This is a genomic window from Limosilactobacillus fermentum (assembly GCF_013394085.1).
Taxonomy (GTDB): domain Bacteria; phylum Bacillota; class Bacilli; order Lactobacillales; family Lactobacillaceae; genus Limosilactobacillus; species Limosilactobacillus fermentum.
This window is the reverse complement of sequence record NZ_CP040910.1, coordinates 644,938-667,292: the sequence shown is the minus strand read 5'-3', so window position 1 is coordinate 667,292 and position 22,355 is coordinate 644,938. Positions and strand designations below refer to the sequence as shown.

17 protein-coding genes, 19 tRNA genes, 3 rRNA genes and 2 pseudogenes are annotated in these 22,355 nt (G+C 49.7%); 3 read left to right on the top strand and 38 right to left on the bottom strand.

The genetic code is table 11. The features are described 5' to 3' along the window. Positions 1 to 81: 81 nt before the first annotated feature. The 4 genes and pseudogenes from FG166_RS03300 to FG166_RS03285 all read right to left on the bottom strand — a co-directional run bounded on the left by FG166_RS03300 (position 82) and on the right by FG166_RS03285 (position 3,993). Positions 82 to 1,104 (bottom strand): competence protein CoiA, encoded by a 1,023-nt coding sequence (locus FG166_RS03300; protein ID WP_003682162.1) that lies wholly within the window; start codon positions 1,102 to 1,104, stop codon positions 82 to 84. Positions 1,105 to 1,156: 52 nt separating this feature from the next. Further along, on the bottom strand, positions 1,157 to 1,870 hold the full coding sequence (locus FG166_RS03295; RefSeq protein WP_035430811.1) for an adaptor protein MecA: 714 nt from the start codon (positions 1,868 to 1,870) through the stop codon (positions 1,157 to 1,159). 136 nt (positions 1,871 to 2,006) lie between these two features. Continuing rightward, positions 2,007 to 2,411, bottom strand: a complete 405-nt coding sequence (spxA, locus tag FG166_RS03290) for a transcriptional regulator SpxA (protein ID WP_003686304.1) — start codon at positions 2,409 to 2,411, stop codon at positions 2,007 to 2,009. A gap of 294 nt (positions 2,412 to 2,705) precedes the next feature. Beyond that, positions 2,706 to 3,993 (bottom strand): annotated as a pseudogene (locus tag FG166_RS03285) (ISL3 family transposase). Positions 3,994 to 4,173: 180 nt separating this feature from the next. Here FG166_RS03285 and FG166_RS03280 point away from each other — a divergent pair. Next, positions 4,174 to 5,159: pseudogene (locus FG166_RS03280) on the top strand (IS30 family transposase). 154 nt (positions 5,160 to 5,313) lie between these two features. Then, on the top strand, positions 5,314 to 5,808 hold the full coding sequence (locus FG166_RS03275) for an antibiotic biosynthesis monooxygenase family protein (protein ID WP_003682168.1): 495 nt from the start codon (positions 5,314 to 5,316) through the stop codon (positions 5,806 to 5,808). Between the two features lie 46 nt (positions 5,809 to 5,854). Here FG166_RS03275 and FG166_RS03270 read toward each other — a convergent pair. The 22 genes from FG166_RS03270 to FG166_RS03165 form a co-directional block, all read right to left on the bottom strand. Then, positions 5,855 to 5,928, bottom strand: a tRNA-Asp gene (locus FG166_RS03270). A gap of 7 nt (positions 5,929 to 5,935) precedes the next feature. Next, positions 5,936 to 6,009, bottom strand: a tRNA-Met gene (locus FG166_RS03265). A 10-nt stretch (positions 6,010 to 6,019) separates the two neighbouring features. After that, positions 6,020 to 6,091: transfer RNA gene (locus tag FG166_RS03260), tRNA-Glu, on the bottom strand. A gap of 137 nt (positions 6,092 to 6,228) precedes the next feature. Then, a tRNA-Ser gene (locus FG166_RS03255) sits at positions 6,229 to 6,316 on the bottom strand. A gap of 3 nt (positions 6,317 to 6,319) precedes the next feature. Next, a tRNA-Ile gene (locus FG166_RS03250) sits at positions 6,320 to 6,393 on the bottom strand. Between the two features lie 7 nt (positions 6,394 to 6,400). After that, positions 6,401 to 6,471 (bottom strand) — tRNA-Gly (locus tag FG166_RS03245). Positions 6,472 to 6,475: 4 nt separating this feature from the next. After that, positions 6,476 to 6,548: transfer RNA gene (locus FG166_RS03240), tRNA-Phe, on the bottom strand. Between the two features lie 14 nt (positions 6,549 to 6,562). Then, positions 6,563 to 6,636 (bottom strand) — tRNA-Asp (locus tag FG166_RS03235). Between the two features lie 7 nt (positions 6,637 to 6,643). Further along, positions 6,644 to 6,717: transfer RNA gene (locus FG166_RS03230), tRNA-Met, on the bottom strand. Between the two features lie 8 nt (positions 6,718 to 6,725). Continuing rightward, a tRNA-Ser gene (locus FG166_RS03225) sits at positions 6,726 to 6,813 on the bottom strand. A gap of 45 nt (positions 6,814 to 6,858) precedes the next feature. Beyond that, positions 6,859 to 6,932, bottom strand: a tRNA-Ile gene (locus FG166_RS03220). A gap of 16 nt (positions 6,933 to 6,948) precedes the next feature. Next, positions 6,949 to 7,022, bottom strand: a tRNA-Met gene (locus FG166_RS03215). A gap of 33 nt (positions 7,023 to 7,055) precedes the next feature. Continuing rightward, positions 7,056 to 7,129: transfer RNA gene (locus FG166_RS03210), tRNA-Pro, on the bottom strand. A gap of 5 nt (positions 7,130 to 7,134) precedes the next feature. Continuing rightward, positions 7,135 to 7,208, bottom strand: a tRNA-Arg gene (locus tag FG166_RS03205). A gap of 3 nt (positions 7,209 to 7,211) precedes the next feature. Next, positions 7,212 to 7,300: transfer RNA gene (locus FG166_RS03200), tRNA-Leu, on the bottom strand. A gap of 18 nt (positions 7,301 to 7,318) precedes the next feature. Continuing rightward, positions 7,319 to 7,390: transfer RNA gene (locus tag FG166_RS03195), tRNA-Gly, on the bottom strand. Between the two features lie 16 nt (positions 7,391 to 7,406). Then, positions 7,407 to 7,479 (bottom strand) — tRNA-Thr (locus tag FG166_RS03190). 22 nt (positions 7,480 to 7,501) lie between these two features. Then, positions 7,502 to 7,574: transfer RNA gene (locus FG166_RS03185), tRNA-Lys, on the bottom strand. Positions 7,575 to 7,577: 3 nt separating this feature from the next. Next, a tRNA-Val gene (locus FG166_RS03180) sits at positions 7,578 to 7,650 on the bottom strand. A gap of 6 nt (positions 7,651 to 7,656) precedes the next feature. After that, positions 7,657 to 7,773 (bottom strand): 5S ribosomal RNA (gene rrf / locus FG166_RS03175). 65 nt (positions 7,774 to 7,838) lie between these two features. After that, positions 7,839 to 10,759: ribosomal RNA gene (locus tag FG166_RS03170) — 23S ribosomal RNA — on the bottom strand. A 197-nt stretch (positions 10,760 to 10,956) separates the two neighbouring features. Next, positions 10,957 to 12,532, bottom strand: a 16S ribosomal RNA gene (locus FG166_RS03165). The 16S, 23S and 5S rRNA genes sit together here with 19 tRNA genes alongside, the layout of an rRNA operon. 582 nt (positions 12,533 to 13,114) lie before the next feature. Between FG166_RS03165 and FG166_RS03160 the strand changes: the two genes are divergently transcribed. Further along, positions 13,115 to 13,765: a VTT domain-containing protein gene (locus FG166_RS03160; RefSeq protein ID WP_003682883.1), complete on the top strand. Its 651-nt coding sequence runs from the start codon at positions 13,115 to 13,117 to the stop codon at positions 13,763 to 13,765. On the opposite strand, the gene FG166_RS03155 is transcribed toward FG166_RS03160, so the two are convergent. The 12 genes from FG166_RS03155 to comGA form a co-directional block, all read right to left on the bottom strand. Further along, entirely contained in the window at positions 13,706 to 14,386 is a 681-nt protein-coding gene (locus FG166_RS03155) for a TIGR01906 family membrane protein (protein WP_003682882.1), read from the bottom strand. The genes FG166_RS03160 and FG166_RS03155 overlap by 60 nt on opposite strands. Next, a complete protein-coding gene (locus FG166_RS03150; protein ID WP_003682880.1) occupies positions 14,367 to 15,149 on the bottom strand; it encodes a TIGR01457 family HAD-type hydrolase in 783 nt (260 codons plus the stop codon). Before FG166_RS03150 ends, FG166_RS03155 begins: the two co-directional genes overlap by 20 nt. Beyond that, positions 15,149 to 15,685: a YutD family protein gene (locus FG166_RS03145; RefSeq protein WP_003686077.1), complete on the bottom strand. Its 537-nt coding sequence runs from the start codon at positions 15,683 to 15,685 to the stop codon at positions 15,149 to 15,151. The genes FG166_RS03150 and FG166_RS03145 overlap by 1 nt, the downstream gene beginning before the upstream one ends. A 26-nt stretch (positions 15,686 to 15,711) precedes the next feature. After that, positions 15,712 to 16,335, bottom strand: coding sequence for a metallophosphoesterase (locus tag FG166_RS03140; protein WP_003682876.1), 624 nt, complete (start codon positions 16,333 to 16,335; stop codon positions 15,712 to 15,714). A gap of 56 nt (positions 16,336 to 16,391) precedes the next feature. After that, positions 16,392 to 17,588 carry an acetate/propionate family kinase gene (locus FG166_RS03135; RefSeq protein ID WP_003682874.1) on the bottom strand — a complete coding sequence of 399 codons (1,197 nt, stop codon included), beginning with the start codon at positions 17,586 to 17,588 and terminating at the stop codon, positions 16,392 to 16,394. A gap of 13 nt (positions 17,589 to 17,601) precedes the next feature. Further along, a complete protein-coding gene (locus FG166_RS03130) occupies positions 17,602 to 18,621 on the bottom strand; it encodes a class I SAM-dependent methyltransferase (RefSeq protein ID WP_336297096.1) in 1,020 nt (339 codons plus the stop codon). 276 nt (positions 18,622 to 18,897) lie between these two features. Beyond that, entirely contained in the window at positions 18,898 to 19,335 is a 438-nt protein-coding gene (locus tag FG166_RS03125; RefSeq protein ID WP_015638717.1) for a hypothetical protein, read from the bottom strand. Positions 19,336 to 19,337: 2 nt separating this feature from the next. Next, positions 19,338 to 19,634 (bottom strand): hypothetical protein, encoded by a 297-nt coding sequence (locus tag FG166_RS03120; protein ID WP_014562250.1) that lies wholly within the window; start codon positions 19,632 to 19,634, stop codon positions 19,338 to 19,340. Continuing rightward, positions 19,594 to 20,079, bottom strand: a complete 486-nt coding sequence (locus FG166_RS03115) for a prepilin-type N-terminal cleavage/methylation domain-containing protein (RefSeq protein ID WP_012390987.1) — start codon at positions 20,077 to 20,079, stop codon at positions 19,594 to 19,596. The genes FG166_RS03120 and FG166_RS03115 overlap by 41 nt, the downstream gene beginning before the upstream one ends. After that, complete coding sequence (comGC, locus tag FG166_RS03110; RefSeq protein ID WP_003682865.1) at positions 20,057 to 20,374, bottom strand: competence type IV pilus major pilin ComGC; 318 nt, start codon at positions 20,372 to 20,374, stop codon at positions 20,057 to 20,059. Before comGC ends, FG166_RS03115 begins: the two co-directional genes overlap by 23 nt. Next, positions 20,374 to 21,405 (bottom strand): type II secretion system F family protein, encoded by a 1,032-nt coding sequence (locus FG166_RS03105; protein ID WP_240839902.1) that lies wholly within the window; start codon positions 21,403 to 21,405, stop codon positions 20,374 to 20,376. Before FG166_RS03105 ends, comGC begins: the two co-directional genes overlap by 1 nt. Continuing rightward, the gene (gene comGA, locus FG166_RS03100; protein WP_003686064.1) at positions 21,359 to 22,318 is read right to left on the bottom strand and encodes a competence type IV pilus ATPase ComGA; all 960 of its coding nucleotides are present in this window, start codon (positions 22,316 to 22,318) and stop codon (positions 21,359 to 21,361) included. The genes FG166_RS03105 and comGA overlap by 47 nt, the downstream gene beginning before the upstream one ends. Between the last annotated feature and the right edge of the window lie 37 nt (positions 22,319 to 22,355).

The following is a 22,355-nucleotide window of genomic DNA, read 5'->3' as shown; positions in this document are numbered from 1 at the left end:
CTCATATCCGAATGTTAGACAGCAAACGTGGTCACTAACTACATGTCGTATGACTAAGTGGTTTATTGGCCACTCCTTTTTCTAGATTCCCTCTTGTTGGCGAACGAAGGCCAGCTTTTGATCAAAGTCGTCAAACCATTGGGGGAGCCTAACGTAACGGTACTCTTCTCCGCGGATGGTAATGATCCCCGCTTGAAGAAGATCCGCGGTTAACTCGTTTAGGTGGTGCATTCGCAGTGCCTGACGTTGGACTGGGGTAAGGGCCGGCAAGGGCAACCACTTCGTCTGTGTCGCTAACCAAGCCTGCCACCCCAGTGGGGGCCAACTTTTTCCTAGCGGTAACTGCTCTAAGGCCAGCAAAATCATGAGGCGCCACCGTACCGGGCGTTCAAAGGTTAAGGGCCACCATTCTCGACGCCCGTGAGCAACTAAGGGACAAGCAGCTACTTGGTGCCCCGCTTGGTAGGCTTGACGAACTAACCCATCCCTTAGCGAGGCGTGGCGGTGTAGATCGACCGTCTCAACACCCACCTGCGCCCACCAACGACCATTCCCAACCTGGCCCTGATAAATTGGCTGTAGGTAGTCTAACTGTGCTCGGTGGGGCTCCCAGAAGGTTAAACTGGGCCGGTTATTAACTAGTTGGGTAAAACGCGCTTGGATTTCACGGTGGAGGAGCCGCTTTTGGTAAGTTGGACCCAGTAGCCAACGAACCGCCACTCCTACTTGCTGATAACCTTGGGTCCGTTCAGCTAGCCGACGTGCGCTCAGGGGGCTACACTGAAATTCCAAGGCAACCGGGTGATTTTGGATGGTCACTAAAACGTCCGCTCGTTGCTCGATCTGGTCAAACGGAACCTCTAGTTGGGGATTCCATCCCCGTTGCTTGGCCCACCACCACAAGGTCTCTTTCCCTAGCAAGTGCAGCTCACTCTCCCCTTGTGCCAACTGACAACCCTGTTTAGGCCGGTGAGCAAAATGCGGCACCCGGCTACCCTGTCGTAAGACGAGTGGGGCGTCACATTCTGGGCAACGGTACCCTCGCGTCCGTTGGGCATCGCTAGCCCGCACCAGTTGTCCCCGTTCGTTTTTAGCCACTAACATAAAAATCCCTCCTTACTCAGTAAGTACGGAGGGATTTTTGCTTGTCACGAAATTAACTGAAGTAGTGGCGTGCCAATTCAAAGGCGGCGTGCTCCATCACCCGGTGGCCGTGTTCAGCAACTACCATGGCTTCCAATTTACTTGGCGAAGCGTATTCGTAAATGACGGCTAAGCGATCCTTTACACTTTCCGGCGAAAGTTCGCCGTTTTCAAAGAAGGTCACCACCAAAATGTAATGGTGGCCTTCTTGGTATAAGTCCGCCGCCATGTTACTGGTATCAATCACCTTGGCAAGGGCGACGAAGTCTTCAAAGGAATCAAACTTCACCACCCGGGTATATTTTTTAACGTCAGGGTCATTTAAGGCCGCGGCAATCTCATCGGCATCATCGTGAGTTTGTTCACTCGTATCAGCCCCGTGGCTTCGCTGGTCATTCTTATCGAAATCGTGCCCCCGTAGTTCATTTTGTAAGAACCGGGAGATATTTTCAGCGGCTTGTTCTTGGACGTCTTTGTCGGTAACGTCGCCATCGTGCTTAGTAATCGTTAACTGGATTCCGTCGTTAGTTGGCATCACCTGAAACAGCACCGTTTGATCCATCGAAAATTGATGCTGAGGGTCTACCTCGTCTAACACGGTCTGGAAAAAGTCTTCCATTTGCTGTTGGTTCCCCATCAAATCCATCATACCAATGCCCCGCTCGGTCAACTCATCCTTTTGGAGCATCACTTGGAGCGTGTAATCATTGATTCTTTTAACTTTCATTTTGCGCCCCCTCACTCCCAATTTCACAGATTGGTTTTGCTTATTCATTACTTAGTAATTTTAACGGATCCTGACGAAAAGTAAAGGGAGAGCCCATAACAAAAGAGGATGGCCAACCAATTGCCATCCCCGTTCATTATTCAACCAAATCTGCCCGCCGTTGCGCTTCCGCTAACTCAAGGGCCCGGACTTCCCGTGGTAGGAAACGACGAATTTCATCCTCGTTATACCCAATTTGAAGCCGCTTGTCATCAATGATGATCGGACGCCGTAACAAACCAGGGGTCTTGCGAATCAATTCGTAAAGTTCCGTCATTGGTAGGTCGTCAACGTCGATCTTGAGGCTCTGGTAGGCCTTTGACCGTTTCGAAATGATATCTTCAGTCCCGTTTTCGGTCATCCGGAGAATATTTTTAATTTCAGCCATTGTCAACGGATCGGCAAAAATGTTCCGTTCAGTAAAGGGAATCTGGTGATCCCGTAGCCACCCCCGGGCCTTACGGCAAGAGGTGCAACTCGGAGACGTGTAAAGTGTAACCATCTGAGATGCCTCCATTCATTTCTACTTTCCTGCTCTTATCGTTTTGTAACTATTATAACCTCCACTAGCAAATAATGAAAGACGTTTTCATAATTTTTTGTAAGTGAATTAGGTAATTTACCGCCTTCCCATTCATAGTCAAATAACGCTATGTCAACCATTCCGTTTTCTAACTCTGGTAACCCCTTCCTTTAGAACATGGTACCCGCTTATTATCAACCGATCATCCCAATTACTAACTACCAACCCTGGTAAAAGAAAAGGCTCTTTGTCAAATCCTGTTGATGGGTCATTTTAGGCGGCGGCCGGTGCTTGCACCTGGCGCCGCCTTTTTTAAAGCTTCCGTTCCCATTTGATGCAATCGGATCCGGGCGATGAAATGACCAAAGTTAGTAAAGCCATATGCCGTCCGTTGAATTAACTTGATCATGCGGTTGATCCCCTCAACCCGACCGTTGGAGTACGGTAATACGGTTGCGTTGTACACTCCTTCGCTGTTCTTGCGGAGGGTCTTAAGAACCGTTTGGAACGGCGCTGGCACGTCCCATTTGGTGAACAAGAGGTCCATTAATTGGTCAACATCGTGCTCTTCAAGAGCGGTCATGGCGCCCTGTAAGAGTTCATAACCGGCCGCTAACTGGGGATCAAGGTCCAGGCCAATTCCCACCCGTTCGGCCATCGTTACCTTTTGTCGTAAGTGGCGATCATAGTACTCCTTAGTGTAGTTAAGCGATGTGCTTTTAAGTAAGTACAGTCGCCACGAATTCTTCAATGCCCGATACTCACGCGTATTAGGGTCGAATTGCTTCATTACTGCGACCCGGACTTGGTTAAACGCCCGCGTAAGCATTGAAACGATGTGGAATCGATCCACAACCAGCTTTGCGTTTGGGAAGTAGCGGCGTACAAGGCCTTGATAGTAACTGTTTAAGTCTGTCGAGACTGATTTGACTCGTTTGCGCTCTTTTAGCGAGAATCGATCAAAGTAATGCGTGATACTACTCTTAAGCCGATCAGGGAGAATTTGGTAGATTTGTGAGGTATCATTATCAACGATAATGAAGCAATACTTCCCCTGCGGACCACGGAACTCATCAATGGCAATATTAGTGGGTAAAGTGCGACTATTAAAGCGAAGGAGCGCTTGATCACTGTCTAGGAGTCGGCCAATGGTACTAGGTGACACACCGGTAAACTTAGACACGTCCTTTTGAGAGACATTACTTTCAAGCATCGTAAGTGCCTTGTGTTTAACTGCTTTGGCAATGGAACAGTATTTATCAACGACGTTGGTCTTCGCCATGAACGAATCTTGGCAATTCTTACATCTCAGGCGTTGCTTACCGATCCGCAACATAGTGGGACAACTTTCGTTAATTGAGAGGTACTTAATGGTTTGGTAAGAATGGCCATTCTTAATGAAGGTATCCGCAAAGCCGCAATGTGGGCACCGATCCAATTTAAGCGAGACCGTCCCAATGAAGACCTGCGTCTCCCATCCGTCATTATTTTCAAAGACAACGTCTGTGAAATGAAGATTGGGGTCTTTAATTTGAAGGATATTTTTAATATAATCAGTCATAAGGTCACACCTCTTACTTTCTGGAATTTGCGTGGTAGTTAATGATCAGAATTTTAAGGCTGGTGGGGCCTTTTTTTGTGCGGCGAATTTACAATTGAAATGCAACACAAAGTAAAAAAATAAACCCATACCGGGTAGAATATGTTTAACGACCAAATCAAACAATTCGAGGTATCCGGTATGAGCTATAAACATCTTACTATAAAAGAACGTGAAATACTTATGTTTTTACGAGCTAAGGGGTTATCTATCCGGGCTGTCGCGTTACGGCTGGGGCGAAATCCAAGCACTATTTCACGGGAGTTAAAACGTTGTGCAGGTAATTATTCCCCAAGCAAAGCAGATAATGACTATCATCAAAAGCGGCAGAATTGTCACAAGAAGCGGCTATTAGACAGCCATCCACAATTACGCCGTCAAATTGTTCATTACATCTTAGATCTGCACTGGTCACCAGAGCAGATTACCGCTCGCTTTAATAAGGAACATCAATGGTGTGTTAGCTACAACACAATTTACCGTCATATCTATCAACACAATTTAGGTGAGAAGTACTCCTCACGTGGTGATACCGGTATTCAGCGCCATCTCAGACATAAACATCGGACCCGGCATTCAAAGAATACTAGACGACATCGAGAAGTACAGACCGACTATATCTCGATCCATGAGCGCCCTGGTTTTATCAACCAGCGTCAACGTATAGGTGACTGGGAAATTGATACTGTGATTGGTCGAACGGGTCACTCCATCCTTTTAACGGTTGTCGATCGGCTTAGTCGGCTTACGCTTATCAAAAAGGTTGTGCAAAAGGACTCGCAGGAGATAAATAAAGGCCTAGTTGAACTGTTAGGGGCCATTCCTAAAGAATTTGTTCATTCTATTACACCAGATCATGGGACCGAATTTCTTCATCTTGATGAAATCAGTGAAAGGTTAGGTGTTACTGTCTATTGGCCCGATCCATATTCGCCTGAACAGCGTGGAACAAATGAGAATACAAATGGATTAATCCGGGAATATTTTCCCAAGCGAACAGATATTGATAATTATACAGAACAGGACGTTGAACACTGCCAAAAGCAGTTAAATCAACGTCCTCGCAAGTGTTAAACTATGAAACCCCATATGAAGTATTTTTTGACAAACCGTTGCACTTAGTTTGACAATTCGCCGCCCTCAAAACCAAAAAATCCTGTCAACGAATCACCACTATGGTAATCCATCAACAAGATTTAGTGTAGAGCCAAAGAAAATAGGCTCATCTTCGTTCCATGTTAAGAAAACCGAGTAGAATAGACCTCGAAAGGAGAATTGCCCATGCTAAATCAAATCTCATATACATCTGGTTCCAAAGGGGTGTTGGAACCATTCTTAGCTAAGTACCCCAGCCGTCACCTTGTTATGACGATGGACGCCGCTGACCAAACTCGGTGCACCCTCTTTGATCTTTCCGGTGAGAAGCCCATCTTCTCTAACCCGATTAGTTTTACAACCCTTCAACAAAACGGTCTCCTAACCAACTTTGGTCCCTTCATTCACCTGGAATCTTATCACTTAGATGCTGATCCCGAAAAAGTACTTTTAAAGCATGCCCGTCAACTTCTGGTTGACCTGACGGATCAGCCCGGTTTTAACGGAGGAATGTTGTTACGTAATAAAGATCGAACGGGAGCCATTGTGATGTTAACCACGTGGGATAATGCTGGCGCCCTTAGCAATTGGACTGAAAGTGTACCAGCAAGGGTCCTAAAGGAATTCCAAGCCCCGGGTCTGCAAAACACCTTCTACCACCAAGATTATTTCGTTTTTTAAACTACAAAAAAGATCGGTTAAACACCGATCCTTTTTCTTCTATAGACGGTCCGTACGAGACTCGAACTCGTGATCTCATCCGTGACAGGGATGCGTCCTAACCAGCTAGACCAACGGACCAAAGAAATTGCGGGGGCTGGATTTGAACCAACGACCTCCGGGTTATGAGCCCGACGAGCTACCAGACTGCTCTACCCCGCGATAATAAAAGTGACCCGTACGGGATTCGAACCCATGATACCACCGTGAAAGGGTGGTGTCTTAACCACTTGACCAACGGGTCATCATAACTGACAACAGTATATAGTATAGCAAGTTATTATCATAATTGCAAGGACTAATTTGCTAACTTACCGGCCACTTTTAAAGAGAAGCTGTGGCCGTAAAAAAACACCACGGGCAACACCCATGGTGTCAATACGGAGAATGAGAGATTCGAACTCTCGCGCCGGTTTCCCGACCTACGCCCTTAGCAGGGGCGCCTCTTCAGCCACTTGAGTAATTCTCCAAATGGGTCTAAGTGGACTCGAACCACCGACCTCACGCTTATCAGGCGTGCGCTCTAACCAGCTGAGCTATAGACCCATCTAAAAGCGGGTAACGAGAATCGAACTCGCGACAACAGCTTGGAAGGCTGTGGTTTTACCACTAAACTATACCCGCAACATGGCGCAGGACGGAATCGAACCGCCGACACATGGAGCTTCAATCCATTGCTCTACCAACTGAGCTACTGAGCCAGTATATATTAAAACGGTCCGTACGAGACTCGAACTCGTGATCTCATCCGTGACAGGGATGCGTCCTAACCAGCTAGACCAACGGACCAAAGAAATTGCGGGGGCTGGATTTGAACCAACGACCTCCGGGTTATGAGCCCGACGAGCTACCAGACTGCTCTACCCCGCGATAATATAAGGAGGATAAGAGATTCGAACTCTTGCGCCGCGCTAACGACCTAGCGGTTTTCAAGACCGCCCCCTTCAGCCACTTGGGTAATCCTCCATAAAGCTGAAAGTGTACAACAGCACCATCAAGCGATGGGCCTGATGGACCTTGTAGGACTCGAACCTACGACCGGGCGGTTATGAGCCGCTTGCTCTAACCAACTGAGCTAAAGGTCCAATACAACCACCCAAATCGCGGCGGGGGGGATCGAACCCTCGACCTCCCGGGTATGAACCGGACGCTCTAGCCAGCTGAGCTACACCGCGAAAAAGATACTACAATTACTATTAAATTGTAAATCGGGAAAACAGGATTCGAACCTGCGACCCCCTGGTCCCAAACCAGGTGCTCTACCAAGCTGAGCTATTTCCCGTTAAATGCACCCAGAAGGAGTCGAACCTTCAACCTTCTGATTCGTAGTCAGACACTCTATCCAATTGCGCTATGGGTGCGTATGGTGCCGAGGACCGGGATCGAACCGGTACGGTCATCACTGACCGCAGGATTTTAAGTCCTGTGCGTCTGCCAATTCCGCCACCCCGGCATTATATAGAATTGGCAAAGCGGAAGACGGGATTCGAACCCGCGACCCCCACCATGGCAAGGTGATGTTCTACCACTGAACTACTTCCGCATAATATTAAGTTTGATGCCGACTAGAGGGCTCGAACCTCCGACCCCCTGTTTACAAGACAGGTGCTCTGCCAACTGAGCTAAGTCGGCGTATAAAACCCACAAGTGGCAATGAGCCGTGACGGGCTCGAACCGTCGACCCTCTGATTAAAAGTCAGATGCTCTACCAACTGAGCTAACGGCTCAAATGGAGGATACAGGGCTCGAACCTGTGACCCTCTGCTTGTAAGGCAGACGCTCTCCCAACTGAGCTAATCCTCCATAACAGCGTGGCAACGTCCTATCCTCGCAGGGGGCGATCCCCCAACTACTTTTGGCGTGCTGAAGCTTAACTTCTGTGTTCGGCATGGGAACAGGTGTATCCTTCAGGCCATCATCACCACACTTTGAAAGCTTGTGCTTTCAAAACTAAACAATATCTTTTCTTATCAAGAATCCTCACACCTGACTTGGTTAAGTCCTCGACCGATTAGTAATGGTCCGCTCCATGCGTCACCGCACTTCCACTTCCATCCTATCTACCACATCATCTCTGTGGGGTCTTACTTCCAAAGGAATGGGAAATCTCATCTTGAGGCGAGTTTCACACTTAGATGCTTTCAGCGTTTATCTCATCCATACATAGCTACCCAGCGATGCTCCTGGCGGAACAACTGGTACACCAGCGGTATGTCCATCCCGGTCCTCTCGTACTAAGGACAGGTCCTCTCAAATTTCCTACGCCCGCGACGGATAGGGACCGAACTGTCTCACGACGTTCTGAACCCAGCTCGCGTACCGCTTTAATGGGCGAACAGCCCAACCCTTGGGACCGACTACAGCCCCAGGATGCGATGAGCCGACATCGAGGTGCCAAACCTCCCCGTCGATGTGGACTCTTGGGGGAGATAAGCCTGTTATCCCCAGGGTAGCTTTTATCCGTTGAGCGATGGCCCTTCCATGCGGAACCACCGGATCACTAAGCCCGACTTTCGTCCCTGCTCGACCTGTCTGTCTCGCAGTCAAGCTCGCTTGTGCCTTTACACTCTGCGAATGATTTCCAACCATTCTGAGCGAACCTTTGGGCGCCTCCGTTACCTTTTGGGAGGCGACCGCCCCAGTCAAACTGCCCACCTGACACTGTCTCCCACCACGATCAGTGGTGCGGGTTAGAGTGGTCATAATACAAGGGTAGTATCCCACCAATGCCTCCACCGAAACTAGCGTCCCGGTTTCTACGGCTCCTACCTATCCTGTACAAGTAGTACAAACACTCAATATCAAGCTACAGTAAAGCTCCATGGGGTCTTTCCGTCCTGTCGCGGGTAGCCTGCATCTTCACAGGCAATTCAATTTCACCGAGTCTCTCGTTGAGACAGTGCCCAGATCGTTACGCCTTTCGTGCGGGTCGGAACTTACCCGACAAGGAATTTCGCTACCTTAGGACCGTTATAGTTACGGCCGCCGTTTACTGGGGCTTCAATTCAGGGCTTCGCCGAAGCTAACTCTTCCTTTTAACCTTCCAGCACCGGGCAGGCGTCAGCCCCTATACTTCATCTTACGATTTTGCAGAAACCTGTGTTTTTGATAAACAGTCGCCTGGGCCTTTTCACTGCGGCTGGTCTTGCGACCAGCACCCCTTCTCCCGAAGTTACGGGGTCATTTTGCCGAGTTCCTTAACGAGAGTTCACTCGCTCACCTTAGGATTCTCTCCTCGACTACCTGTGTCGGTTTGCGGTACGGGCAGTTAAATACTCACTAGAAGCTTTTCTCGGCAGTGTGACATCGGCAACTTCGCTACTTTAATTTCGCTCCCCATCACAGCTTGTCAACCCGGCTTAAAGCATTTGACTCTAAACCTGACTTACTGCTTGGCCAGACACTTCCAATCGTCTGGTTTGCTTAGCCTCCTGCGTCCCTCCATCATTCAAACGCATTTAACTGGTACAGGAATCTCAACCTGTTATCCATCGACTACGCCTCTCGGCCTCGCCTTAGGTCCCGACTTACCCTGGGAGGACGAGCCTTCCCCAGGAAACCTTAGTCATTCGGTGGACAGGATTCTCACCTGTCTTTCGCTACTCATACCGGCATTCTCACTTCTAAGCGCTCCACTAGTCCTCACGGTCTAACTTCGTCGCCCTTAGAACGCTCTCCTATCACGTGTCCAAAAGGACACATCCACAGTTTCGGTAATATGCTTAGCCCCGGTACATTTTCGGCGCAGAATCACTCGACTAGTGAGCTATTACGCACTCTTTAAATGATGGCTGCTTCTGAGCCAACATCCTAGTTGTCTATGCAACTCCACATCCTTTTCCACTTAGCATATATTTAGGGACCTTAACTGGTGATCTGGGCTGTTCCCCTTTCGACGGTGGATCTTATCACTCATCGTCTGACTCCCGGACATAAATCATTGGCATTCGGAGTTTATCTGAAGTCGGTAACCCATGACGGGCCCCTCGTCCAAACAGTGCTCTACCTCCAAGATTCTCGATTCCGAGGCTCCCCCTAAAGAGATTTCGGAGAGAACCAGCTATCTCCAAGTTCGTTTGGAATTTCACCGCTACCCACACCTCATCCCAGCCTTTTTCAACAGACACGGGTTCGGGCCTCCAGTGCGTTTTACCGCACCTTCACCCTGGACATGGGTAGGTCACCTGGTTTCGGGTACATAACTACGTACTTCATACGCCCATTTCAGACTCGCTTTCGCTGCGGCTCCGGTTTTTCCACCTTAACCTTGCACGTAATCATGACTCGCCGGTTCATTCTGCAAGAGGCACGCCGTCACCCATTAACGGGCTCCGACAGCTTGTAGGCACATGGTTTCAGGAACTATTTCACTCCCCTCCCGGGGTGCTTTTCACCTTTCCCTCACGGTACTGGTTCACTATCGGTCACTAGGGAGTATTTAGCCTTGCGAGATGGTCCTCGCGGATTCCGACGGGGTTTCACGTGTCCCGCCGTACTCAGGATCCTGAACGGAGAGAACCAGGTTTCGTCTACTGGACTATCACCATCTCTGGTGTGGCTTCCCAGCCACTTCGACTACCTGATTCTTTGGTAACTCCAAAGTTCAGTCCTACAACCCCACTGAGCAAGCTCAGTGGTTTGGGCTCTTCCCGTTTCGCTCGCCGCTACTCAGGGAATCGAATTTTCTTTCTCTTCCTGCAGCTACTAAGATGTTTCAGTTCACTGCGTCTACCTCTTGGCAGCTATGGATTCACTGCTCAAGTAATCATCGACTAAGATGATTGGGTTTCCCCATTCGGAAATCTCCGGATCAAAGCGTACTTACCGCTCCCCGAAGCATATCGGTGTTAGTCCCGTCCTTCATCGGCTCCTAGTACCAAGGCATTCACCATGCGCCCTTCATAACTTAACCTTACTGATCGTAGATCAGTCAAGTTAGTTGAGTATGCGATTATAATTCGTTAAAAACTCAAATAACGCGGTGTTCTCGGTTTTCTTGATTTTATTAGAAATTGATATTATTTAGTTTTCAAAGTACAAGCTGAGAGGTAAACCCCTCAAAACTGAACACTGTTTCGACAATGTGTAGGTTTCCGATTAATTCCTTAGAAAGGAGGTGATCCAGCCGCAGGTTCTCCTACGGCTACCTTGTTACGACTTCACCCTAATCATCTGTCCCACCTTAGGCGGCTGGCTCCTAAAAGGTTACCCCACCGACTTTGGGTGTTACAAACTCTCATGGTGTGACGGGCGGTGTGTACAAGGCCCGGGAACGTATTCACCGCGGCATGCTGATCCGCGATTACTAGCGATTCCGACTTCGTGCAGGCGAGTTGCAGCCTACAGTCCGAACTGAGAACGGTTTTAAGAGATTTGCTTGCCCTCGCGAGTTCGCGACTCGTTGTACCGTCCATTGTAGCACGTGTGTAGCCCAGGTCATAAGGGGCATGATGATCTGACGTCGTCCCCACCTTCCTCCGGTTTGTCACCGGCAGTCTCACTAGAGTGCCCAACTTAATGCTGGCAACTAGTAACAAGGGTTGCGCTCGTTGCGGGACTTAACCCAACATCTCACGACACGAGCTGACGACGACCATGCACCACCTGTCATTGCGTTCCCGAAGGAAACGCCCTATCTCTAGGGTTGGCGCAAGATGTCAAGACCTGGTAAGGTTCTTCGCGTAGCTTCGAATTAAACCACATGCTCCACCGCTTGTGCGGGCCCCCGTCAATTCCTTTGAGTTTCAACCTTGCGGTCGTACTCCCCAGGCGGAGTGCTTAATGCGTTAGCTCCGGCACTGAAGGGCGGAAACCCTCCAACACCTAGCACTCATCGTTTACGGCATGGACTACCAGGGTATCTAATCCTGTTCGCTACCCATGCTTTCGAGTCTCAGCGTCAGTTGCAGACCAGGTAGCCGCCTTCGCCACTGGTGTTCTTCCATATATCTACGCATTCCACCGCTACACATGGAGTTCCACTACCCTCTTCTGCACTCAAGTTATCCAGTTTCCGATGCACTTCTCCGGTTAAGCCGAAGGCTTTCACATCAGACTTAGAAAACCGCCTGCACTCTCTTTACGCCCAATAAATCCGGATAACGCTTGCCACCTACGTATTACCGCGGCTGCTGGCACGTAGTTAGCCGTGACTTTCTGGTTAAATACCGTCAACGTATGAACAGTTACTCTCATACGTGTTCTTCTTTAACAACAGAGCTTTACGAGCCGAAACCCTTCTTCACTCACGCGGTGTTGCTCCATCAGGCTTGCGCCCATTGTGGAAGATTCCCTACTGCTGCCTCCCGTAGGAGTATGGGCCGTGTCTCAGTCCCATTGTGGCCGATCAGTCTCTCAACTCGGCTATGCATCATCGCCTTGGTAGGCCGTTACCCCACCAACAAGCTAATGCACCGCAGGTCCATCCAGAAGTGATAGCGAGAAGCCATCTTTTAAGCGTTGTTCATGCGAACAACGTTGTTATGCGGTATTAGCATCTGTTTCCAAATGTTGTCCCCCGCTTCTGGGCAGGTTACCTACGTGTTACTCACCCGTCCGCCACTCGCTGGCAACCAAAATCAATCAGGTGCAAGCACCATCAATCAATTGGGCCAACGCGTTCGACTTGCATGTATTAGGCACACCGCCGGCGTTCATCCTGAGCCAGGATCAAACTCTCATATAAAACAAGAAGCTTGAATAGCTCTTTTTAATAAATTAAGCGAATTGACTTCGCAAATGTTTTTGCCTCGATCATTAAGATCAAGGACCCTACACATTTGATTCGTCGAAACATTATTCAGTTTTCAAAGGTCTACCGCCGACCAACTTAGCCAGCCGGCTTATTGATTATATCATGAACGATTTTCGTTGTCAAGAAGTTTTTTATTTAACTTTTTGACAACTTTTCGTTCGTTGCTGGATTAGCAACTCTTATAATATAACAGAGTTACCATCCGCTGTCAACAACTTTTTCCAACTCATCTTCATCCGAAGTGATATCTGTCGTGACAACGGTATATAACTATACAGACAATACCGCAAAGTGTCAATAGAATTTAGTATATATTTTGGATTTTTACAAAACACGAACGTTATACCGAAGTTCCATCCTAGATCAAAAAAATAATTCGAACAATGATGGCTTGTTCAACGTAATCATCCTTTTAATGTTCATTTAGATCCTAAATAGGGACTTTCCTTCACAATTACATGACGTCTTGATACAATTTACCGGTAATTAACCATATTTTTAAAGGAGCCATTTATGTCGACCTTAATTGATTTCATTTTGCACATTGACGTACATCTGATCCAAATTGTTAACAACTTTGGGGACTGGACCTACCTAATCCTGTTTGCCATCATCTTTGTGGAAACTGGCGCAGTGATCCTCCCCTTCTTACCTGGGGATTCCCTCCTCTTTGCCGCAGCGGCCTTAGCTGCTAATGCTAACTACAACCTTAACATTTGGATCTTTGTCGCCATCTTCCTCTTAGCTTGCCTGCTGGGTGACTCATGTAACTTCATGATTGGTCATAAAATTGGGAAGGAACTATCCAATCACTCCCTTTTCGGACGTTTAATTGATAAAGATAGCCTCGCCAAAGCGGAACAGTTCTTCGAAAAGCATGGTGCGCCAGCCATTATCTTGGCTCGTTACATGCCAATCATCCGGACCTTTGCTCCCTTCGCCGCCGCTGGTTCTGGCTTTGCCTACCACAGTTTTATTCGTTACAGCGTCATCGGTTGTATTTCATGGGTCGTAATTTGTTGTGGTGCGGGTTACTTCTTCGGTAACCTCCCCTTCGTTAAGGCCCATTTCTCATTAATTATCCTAGCAATCATCGTTGTCACGTTAATCCCGGCCATCGTTGGTTTCTTCAAGGCCCGTTTCCAAAAAGACGAAGCGGCGTAACTCTTTTTTCACCCACCGATAGATTAAGTAAATGAGTCCCTCGACCAAAAGCCCCCAGCTAATGGCTAATGTCATAAAAAAGCTGGTTGGCCACAGGTTGATGAGGGGCTCTTTTTTTGGATCAAAAAGCCAATCCTGGTTTGAAAAGGCGTGGTAATGAAACCACAAGAAGACTGGTTCAAAATTTAATCCAATTAAAATTACCGCCACTAAAAAACCAATTAGTAGCCATTGCAACCACCCACGCAACCGCCATAGTTGATAGCGCTGCTTAGCCCACCATAGCCCCCACCAGCTCACTAAACTCGCGCCAACCGTTATAGACTCACCCAATAAGAAAAGGTGGCGGACATCTTTAAAGTGACGCAGCACCTTTGCATCCGTGGGCAAATAATCAAGCCGCATCGTCTCCCCTGACCAGGGAAGCTGTAAATACCCCAGAATTCGTAAGTAATCGTGCTCGACAATTCGCTGACTAACTCCCATCAAACGCCCATCTACTAAGAAATATGAAGCGTTCGTTACCAAAAAAAGGGCGCCACCCAAGCACGCTAGCATAATTGCTAACGCGATTAGAAGGGTGCGCCCCTGGTTAATTAAATTATTCCACCATCCAGTCATCTAATGAATCCACCACATGGGTTGGTGGGACCTCCTCTCTTGCCACCTGCTCTTTAGTCGACACTCCCGTATAAACCAGGAGCGTATCCATGCCCACGTTGATCCCAGCTTCAATGTCGGTGTGGTAATTATCACCAACCATCACCACTTGTTCCTTAGTTAACCCGACCCGTTGTAAGGCCATCTCCATGATGATGGCCTCTGGTTTACCAATCATGATGGGTTTCGTTTGGGTTGCGTACTCGACCAACTTGACTAACGAACCCGCTCCGGGAGTCAGCCCCCGCTCATTAGGAAGGTTACTGTCGGCGTTAGTACCAATGAAGGTAGCCCCCGCTAAAATTGCCAAAACGGCAACCTCCAGCTTGCGATAGGTTACCTCGGTATCTAAGCCGACCACCACAAAATCAGGGCGCTGGTCCGTCAATTCAAAGCCCCTGCTTTCCAACGCATCCTTTAGCCCTTGTTCACCGATCATATAAACCCGGCGGCGGTCTCCGGCCCGCTTAGCCAAATAATCGGCCGTCGCCAAGGCCGTTGTGTAGATCTCCGCCGGCTGGGCCGGAATTTGGTGGTTAGTGACTAGGTTGGCCGCCACCTGCTCAGGAGACCGCGTCGAATTATTGGTGACAAAGAGCACCCGTTTGTTAGCCGCGTGCAGGCGCCTTATAAAACTAGGGGCCGCCGGGATCTTCTCCTTGCCCCGGTACATGGTCCCATCCAAATCAATCAAGTAGCCTTCGTAACTCTCCTGCTTGCTCATTAGTCATCCTTTCGCGTCCGTACCACTAGCTTCGTTCGGTTACCCTTTCCCTTCACACGCCGTACCTCTTGGTGCCGTCGCTTGCTTAGCGCCGGTTCTTTAAGGGGCTTTTTCTCTTCACTGATCTCCGCTCGGCCACGCCGCCGCGTCCGGGGTTTCCGTGGTCGCTTGGGGTGAGCAACCTCCAGGTTTTGGATGATAAAGTAAGGACACCCAAAGTTACACTCTTCCATCAGGTAATCATTAATGCATCCTACGCCCTGCTCTTCCTCCCCTTGCCCGGGTTTCGCGTAAAAGCCCCGCAAGCGCAACTGGTCATACCCCCAGTCACCAACAATGTAATCGTACTTCGTCAACAGGGGGCTAAAACGGTCGGCTAAGCTATCGCCGTTGAAGGCCTCCCGGTAGTTTTTCTTCAGTAGGTAGGGGTGGCCATTGAGGGTGAAATGGGTGGCGTCTTGTAACGTCACCTGGTAAAGCCCCTTTCGTTGGCTCATCCGTTGCTCAATTAATTCTTGAATCCGTGCCCGGTTCACCTAGGTCACATCCTTTCATTTTGTTATCATACCACGCCATTAGATTGATTGACCACGGCAACCTTTTTGGCCATCATCTCCATTACCTCTGGCAACGACAAGGGAGTCCCAAAGGGGGGACGGGGCGTTAAGTAGTCGAGCTCTGGGGCGTCAACGCCGACGTTTAAATTAGTTGTCGTTGGGACCATGTAATGGTGAATGTGGCCGTGTAAGTTAATGATCTTGGGCGCAATTCCCATCATCATTGGGTAGTGGGTCAAGTAGAGCTGGTGGTGGTCGTACTTAATTAACTTACCAACGTCATGAAACTCATACTTAACCCGCTTGCCAACCCTTGGGTTGTGAGCCGCTAAGTATTTAAACAGGCTACGCCGATCATGATTCCCCTTAATTAACACTAGGTGACCGTTTAATTGACCAAGGAGGGTCGCAATTTGCTCATTGGCAACCCGTTCTGGTTGGTGGTTTTGGTAGTTAACCGCGATATCTCCAAGGTGGTAAACCGTATCATTTTCCTTTACCCGGGCGTTCCAAGCCTCCACCATCACTTGATCCATTTCTTCAACGGTCTGGTAAGGACGAGGCGCAAACTGATCGACTCCCAATAGTTGCTCGTGAAAAAAGTGGGTGTCTGAGATTACATACTCCATTATTTCCTCCTAAACAAAAAGCGGGAAACCCGCAGGCTCCCCGCTTCTTCAAACCCTTAGGCTTGCTTGCGAAGTCGTTCGATATCGTGAACGATCATCAATTCTTCGTTGGTTGGGATCAAGAGAACCTTGATCTTAGCGTCGTCGGCAGAAACATCGCGTTCTTCACCGCGGACGTCGTTCTTTTCTGGGTCAACCTTGACCCCAAAGTAAGCTAACTTGTCCCCAATTGCTTGGCGGAATTCCTTGTCGTTTTCACCGACCCCGGCCGTAAAGACGATTGCGTCAGCACCGCCAAGCTCAGCTAAGTAGGAACCAATGTACTTGAGAACCCGGTTTTCGTAAATTTCAAGCGCCAGTTCACATTGCTTGTTACCGTGTTCAGCGGCCGCTTGCACGTCACGCATGTCGGCGGACAGTTCAGAAAGACCCAGCAAACCAGACTTGTGGTTCAAAAGCTCGATCATTTCTTCGCTGGAAATCCCCAACTTAGATTGAACAAAGGCAACTAAGGACGGGTCCACGTCCCCTGAACGGGTAGCCATCGTTACCCCCGCTAGCGGGGAGAATCCCATTGAAGTGTCAAAGGACTTACCGTTCTTGATGGCCGTAATCGAAGCACCGGCACCAATGTGGAAAGTGATCAGCTTCAAGTCTTCCAGTGGCTTACCAAGCATTTCGGCAGCCCGGGAAGCGACGTAACGGTGGCTCGTTCCGTGGGCTCCGTACTTACGAGCACCGTATTTTTCGTACCATTCGTAAGGAACGGAGTAGAGTGCGTTCATTTCAGGCATGTTAGAGTGGAAGGAAGTGTCAAAGACCGCCACTGCAAAGGCGTCCGGCAGCACCCGCTTGAAGGCCTTGATCCCTTGAAGTTCGGCCGGGTTGTGCAGCGGTGCGTATTCAGCCAGTTCATCAATCTTTTGCATTACGTCATCATCAATGACCACGGAATCCTTGAAGAATTCTCCCCCGGCAACGATCCGGTGCCCAACGGCAGTAATTTCGTGGTATTCCTTAACAATCCCCAAGTTGATCAGTTGGTCCAACAGATAGGAAACCGCCGTCCCGTGGTTTGGGAACGGCTTTTCTTCTTCGCTGACTTGGCCATCGCCGTACTTAATCTTGGCGTGACCCATGTCCATCCCGATCCGTTCGATGTTTCCTTCTGCAACAACTTCTTCACTTGGCATGTCGAACAACTTGAACTTAACAGTTGAGCTACCGGCGTTAACAGCAATCGTTTTTGACATTACAAATTCTCCTTTATTTGGCGGGGGCTAAGTATTGGGCCACCCAGTTATCAATTTCACGGATAAAGGCAATAAATTCAGGACGATTCTTGACCGACGGGAATGAGCCTAATAAGACCTTGCCCGCTTGGTGACTAGTCCCCCCCTGACGTTGCAACAAGAGGAGCGACTTGGCTACCGTTGAGTTAGCAAACAGTTCCTCTGGCAGGTTAATCAACCCTTGCATGTACGCAACTGATTGGATCCACTCCACCAACCCAGTCGTTTCCTTGCTTTGAAACAGTGCCTTGGGAACCAAGAAGACCCCAAAGCCACCCGGCAACAAGTAATTCATCGCCTGCTCAATCAAGAGGTGGTGAACATAGGAATGACCTTCCTTGGCCCGGGTGCGGTACCGCTTAGTGTTGTCATCCAGCGGGTAGTAGCCCACCGGTAAATCTGCCACCACGAGGTCCACTTGGGGAACATCGAGGTCCCGAATTGCATCCTGGTGGTACAACTGAACGGGAAGGTCCTGGAGTTGGGTCGAAACGGCCGCCACGCTGAGCATTGATTCATCGTTATCAACTCCGTAACCCTCGATTGGTTGGTCGGTAACCGATTGGAGATGATTCATCACCGTGGTCAGCAAGTTAGCCGTCCCCACCACCGGATCCAGGATGCGGTACGGGTGGTCAATTTTGGTCACCTGCTCGATCAACGAGGCCATCAGCATCCCGATTGAGTCGGGGGTCATCTGGTGGGTCGCTTGAATGGCGTCCTTTTGGGTCACCTTCAACATCCCTAGTTGCAATAGCCGTCGCTTGGTTTCCCGATCGGCCTGGCTCAGGTCAATTGACTGGTAGAGCTTCGTTAACTTTTCAGTCGTTTCAGCGTCCGGCACCCCGTCTTCAACCCGTACTGTTCCCCCATCCGCTAGGTTCTCGGCGTTTTCGAGGAAGGCATCGAGGTAAGAGCTTGCTAAGGCCGTTTGAAGCAGTTGCGTTGCTTGATCAAACGGCGTGAATAACGTTTCTGGACTTAAACGTTCCAGTCGTGGTCACTCCCTTCAAAATCCTAGATAAACCAATTTTACCTAGTTTCGTTCACAAATTCAAGGAAGCCCTTGCTTTCCTAATTTACCGTGCCTCCTTCACTTGCTTTTCCCTTGCTTGTCGCTTGTGAATTTGCCTGCCGTAAATTTTGTCGCGCCGCCTCTTGTTGCTCGCGAATTAACTGCCTCGTTATCCGTTCCTGATTGGTCATGTAATTGCTGACGGTAACTAAAATCCCCGTCACACATCCCATTGCCAGGAGCGCCAGTAGGATACTAGTCGCCCGGTGCCGCAAAGCATACCACCGCCGTTTGTTCATGTCGTCCCCCCTTATAAGTAAACCTGACCCGTCTTTGGTCGACTTGCTCCCAGGTCAATTTAGTGGCTTGACCTTCAAAGATCGGCAAAAAGCCTCCCTTTCCTTCGGTTGATAAATAGATATACTGACCGGATGCCTGCCGAGAGAGACGGTACGTTTTGTTCGTTGTCTTGCTATATACACTAACCCCATTTTTGGCGACCTCCACTAGCTGAAACTGATGATCCTTGGATTCTAGCTCGCTGATAAACAAGTACCAATTGGTTGGTTCTGAAGCGTCGACCTTGGTTAAACGGCCATACCCACCCATTACCAGGCCAAACAGGTTCACCACCAACACCACCAATGCTAAGGCTACGATTGCTTCGGCCATTGTAAAGGCCCGCTGTCGCATGCTCATTCCCCCTTGATTTCGACTAGGGTCTTGTTACCGATAAAGGCCCTGGCCCCCTGCCTCGTTGCCTGCGCTCGGACCCCCTGCCGACTCAGTGCCACCTGATCTTTTCCTAGCGCAATTTGATCGGTCGCCTCCTTAACTAAGCGACTGGCGACTAAGTTTTGTTCTAATTGACGACGCTTGACCCCGACTTGCTCCGTTACCACCACCAAGCTGGCGACCACCACGCCCAAAATCGTCAGGGCCACCAGTTGCTCAGCCAGCAGGAAAGCCCCACACCGCAGTCTTTTGAACATAGTATCCCCCCCAACCCATCTGAATTTTCATGTCGTAGTTGGTCATCGTTAACTTGGAAACAAAGGACCAGGTCCGCGGACTAACGTAGCCGTTTTTGTAAATCTTGACCATATCTTCGTTAGAGGCAATGTGAAGTTGTTTGGGAAGTAGTACCTCCTCCGTTACCTTCTTCCCACTATCAGTGTGATACTCAAATCTAATTTCTCGCTTCGATCGGCTCGTCAAATAGATAAAGGTCGCCTTTCCCTCTACCCGGGCCCGGGTTTGGGCCTCTTGCCAGCGCTGCTTAACGTCCCGCCAAAACTGTTCCTCACTCAGCTCGGCGTTCCTTTTTTGGTAAGGAATGGTGGTGGTCACGATCACTAGGGCACTGATGGCCAATACGATCACGACTTCCACCATCGTAAAGGCGCGCCGTTGGCTATTGAACAACGGCCTGACCATTTTGGAGCGTGATATTTTCGCGGCTAGCCTGGCGAACCTGCTTAGCCGTTAGGTAATCACCCTTTTCTAGTTGGGACAAATCGGTCGGGACGTCACCCGTATCGTCATGGTATAGCTCAACCTGGTTTTGAATCATGTTGACTAAGGCCTCTTGGTTAACCGAAGTGGCGTGTTTTCTTTGCGCCCCTAGGTTGGGCACGATGATCAAGATTAACAAGCTAATAATGAACAAGACAATCGTCATTTCCACCAGGGTAAAGCCCTTGGCCACCCGTTTTTTCAATTTCTTTAACATTATTCCACCACCTGTAATGATTGATAGATTGGCATCAGGATACTTAAATACATCACCACAACCACAGCAGCTATCATCACCAGAATCAGCGGCTGGGTTAACTCCAACAATTGCGACGACCGTGACGACAAGCGCTGATAATTTAACCGGGCCACGGCCGCTAATTCCTCCCCTAATTCCCATTGGGTTAGGCCCCGGTTTAAAAATGAAGGCAGCTCCCTTGGTAAGTAATCGAGATGTGAAACGACGGCTTCTAGTGGTCGTCCTCGCGCTAGGGCTCCACTGATCTTTTGACCAACTAAATAAAGCATCGAGCGCTGATCAAATTGACCAACCAGCCGGCTAATTTCTTGTAGGGACATCCCGTTTTCGACCATCACGGCTACGTTGGCCACTAGGTAGTAGGACCAGTAGTACTTGGTGGGTCGCCCAATTACCGGCAGGGTGCACAAGAAGCGGACGCGCTGCTCTGGGTCTATTGTCATCCACCGGACGCCCAACAGGACCACTGAAGCGAGTAGTGCCCCCGCGCACGTTAAACCAATTGTGGTAACCAACGGGGGAATGGCCAGCCCCGCCCCGCTGCCCCAACTAGCGACCTCGGGGAGGACAAAGTGAATCACCATTACGATCACTAGAACTAAAAAGACCAGTAAAATCACCGGGTACTGCATGACCGCCCGTAAACGGGCCCGTTGCTTTGCTTGCAGTGCCATGAACTTGCCCACCTGGTGAATCGTTTCCGCCAACTTACCATGGCGTTCTGCCAAGCGTAGTTGGTAGTAAGTATCGACCGAAAGCCAAGGGCCCAGCGCCTCGGCAAAGGGCTTGCCCATGAGCATTGCCTGGTCAATTTCATCAAACATCCCCTGCCACTTCGGGTAGAGCCGTTGTGACATGTTTACCAGCCGGCGCAGGCTAATCCCCCGGTCAATACCGTCCCCCAAGAATAAGAGCCAGTCCGCCATTTGCCCCTGTTTCATTTTAACCGGCCGCGAATTCTTCCGCCGTTTCCTGCGTAATCTTCCCATTTGCTACCGCCTCCCCTAAGTGTTTCACCCACAGTGGGGTCACCTTCCTCGTTTCCTTTTCCTGCCCCGGACTGGCAAAGTCAAATAACACCGCCGCCCCTTCGCTAGCTAGGGGAACCAGGCGTTGGTAACAAGCCCCAGTTACCGCTTGGGCTAACTCCAGTTCGCTCACCCCCAGTTGGCGTAGGCGAGTGTAAACCCCACCCGCGCTACGGGCATGGACCGTTGCTAAAACTAGCTGCCCGGCCAAACCCGCCCGCACCGCCATCTTCGCCGTCATTGGGTCGCGCACCTCGCCAATGATCAAAATGTGGGGACGGTGGCGCAGACTCACCCGTAGCAGTTCTTGATAACTTAACCCCGCCAGTTCGTTGACCTGGGTCTGGATAAACCAGGGCTCTTCGATTTCAACCGGGTCCTCGATCGTCATCACCACCTGCTCTTTTTTGACTTCGCGCGCTAAACGGTACATGGTGGTCGTCTTCCCCGATCCTAGGGGACCGGCAAATAAGACCAGCCCCCGCTGGCGAGCAAACCGGTGTAAGTTCTGCCATTGAGTGGGAACCAGGAGCTGATAGTCGGTGCTAACCGGGTAGATGAAGCGGATGACTAACGATTCTTGCCCCGTAAAATCACCTACGGTTGATAAGCGCAGGTTGACCACCCCTTCCTTACTGGGCCAACTGATCCCGCCTGACTGTGGCCGCCGGTGCTCAGTGACCGCCATATTGGCGCGGTACTTAAAATAAGCGATTAGCTGTTGTCCCCCGGCCAGCGTCAACGAACGCCGTTCCTTTACCTGCCCCCGTTCAAAGGAGGCTAACCGGTAGCGACCCTGGTGGGGCAAAATATAGGCATCGGCCACCCGCTCACCGATCATGGTGGCCATCTCTTTTCGTAACCAACTTTCCACGTTAATCCCTCCTTGTTTACTAAGTACGGAGGACACG

Coding starts and splice junctions, on each gene's coding strand:
- FG166_RS03300 (WP_003682162.1), bottom strand. CDS start 1,104: ATGTTAGTGGCTAAAAACGAACGGGGACAACTGGTGCGGGCTAGCGAT.
- FG166_RS03295 (WP_035430811.1), bottom strand. CDS start 1,870: ATGAAAGTTAAAAGAATCAATGATTACACGCTCCAAGTGATGCTCCAA.
- spxA (WP_003686304.1), bottom strand. CDS start 2,411: ATGGTTACACTTTACACGTCTCCGAGTTGCACCTCTTGCCGTAAGGCC.
- FG166_RS03275 (WP_003682168.1), top strand. CDS start 5,314: ATGCTAAATCAAATCTCATATACATCTGGTTCCAAAGGGGTGTTGGAA.
- FG166_RS03160 (WP_003682883.1), top strand. CDS start 13,115: ATGTCGACCTTAATTGATTTCATTTTGCACATTGACGTACATCTGATC.
- FG166_RS03155 (WP_003682882.1), bottom strand. CDS start 14,386: ATGACTGGATGGTGGAATAATTTAATTAACCAGGGGCGCACCCTTCTA.
- FG166_RS03150 (WP_003682880.1), bottom strand. CDS start 15,149: ATGAGCAAGCAGGAGAGTTACGAAGGCTACTTGATTGATTTGGATGGG.
- FG166_RS03140 (WP_003682876.1), bottom strand. CDS start 16,335: ATGGAGTATGTAATCTCAGACACCCACTTTTTTCACGAGCAACTATTG.
- FG166_RS03135 (WP_003682874.1), bottom strand. CDS start 17,588: ATGTCAAAAACGATTGCTGTTAACGCCGGTAGCTCAACTGTTAAGTTC.
- FG166_RS03125 (WP_015638717.1), bottom strand. CDS start 19,335: ATGCGACAGCGGGCCTTTACAATGGCCGAAGCAATCGTAGCCTTAGCA.
- FG166_RS03120 (WP_014562250.1), bottom strand. CDS start 19,634: ATGTTCAAAAGACTGCGGTGTGGGGCTTTCCTGCTGGCTGAGCAACTG.
- FG166_RS03115 (WP_012390987.1), bottom strand. CDS start 20,079: ATGGTCAGGCCGTTGTTCAATAGCCAACGGCGCGCCTTTACGATGGTG.
- comGC (WP_003682865.1), bottom strand. CDS start 20,374: ATGTTAAAGAAATTGAAAAAACGGGTGGCCAAGGGCTTTACCCTGGTG.
- FG166_RS03105 (WP_240839902.1), bottom strand. CDS start 21,405: ATGGGAAGATTACGCAGGAAACGGCGGAAGAATTCGCGGCCGGTTAAA.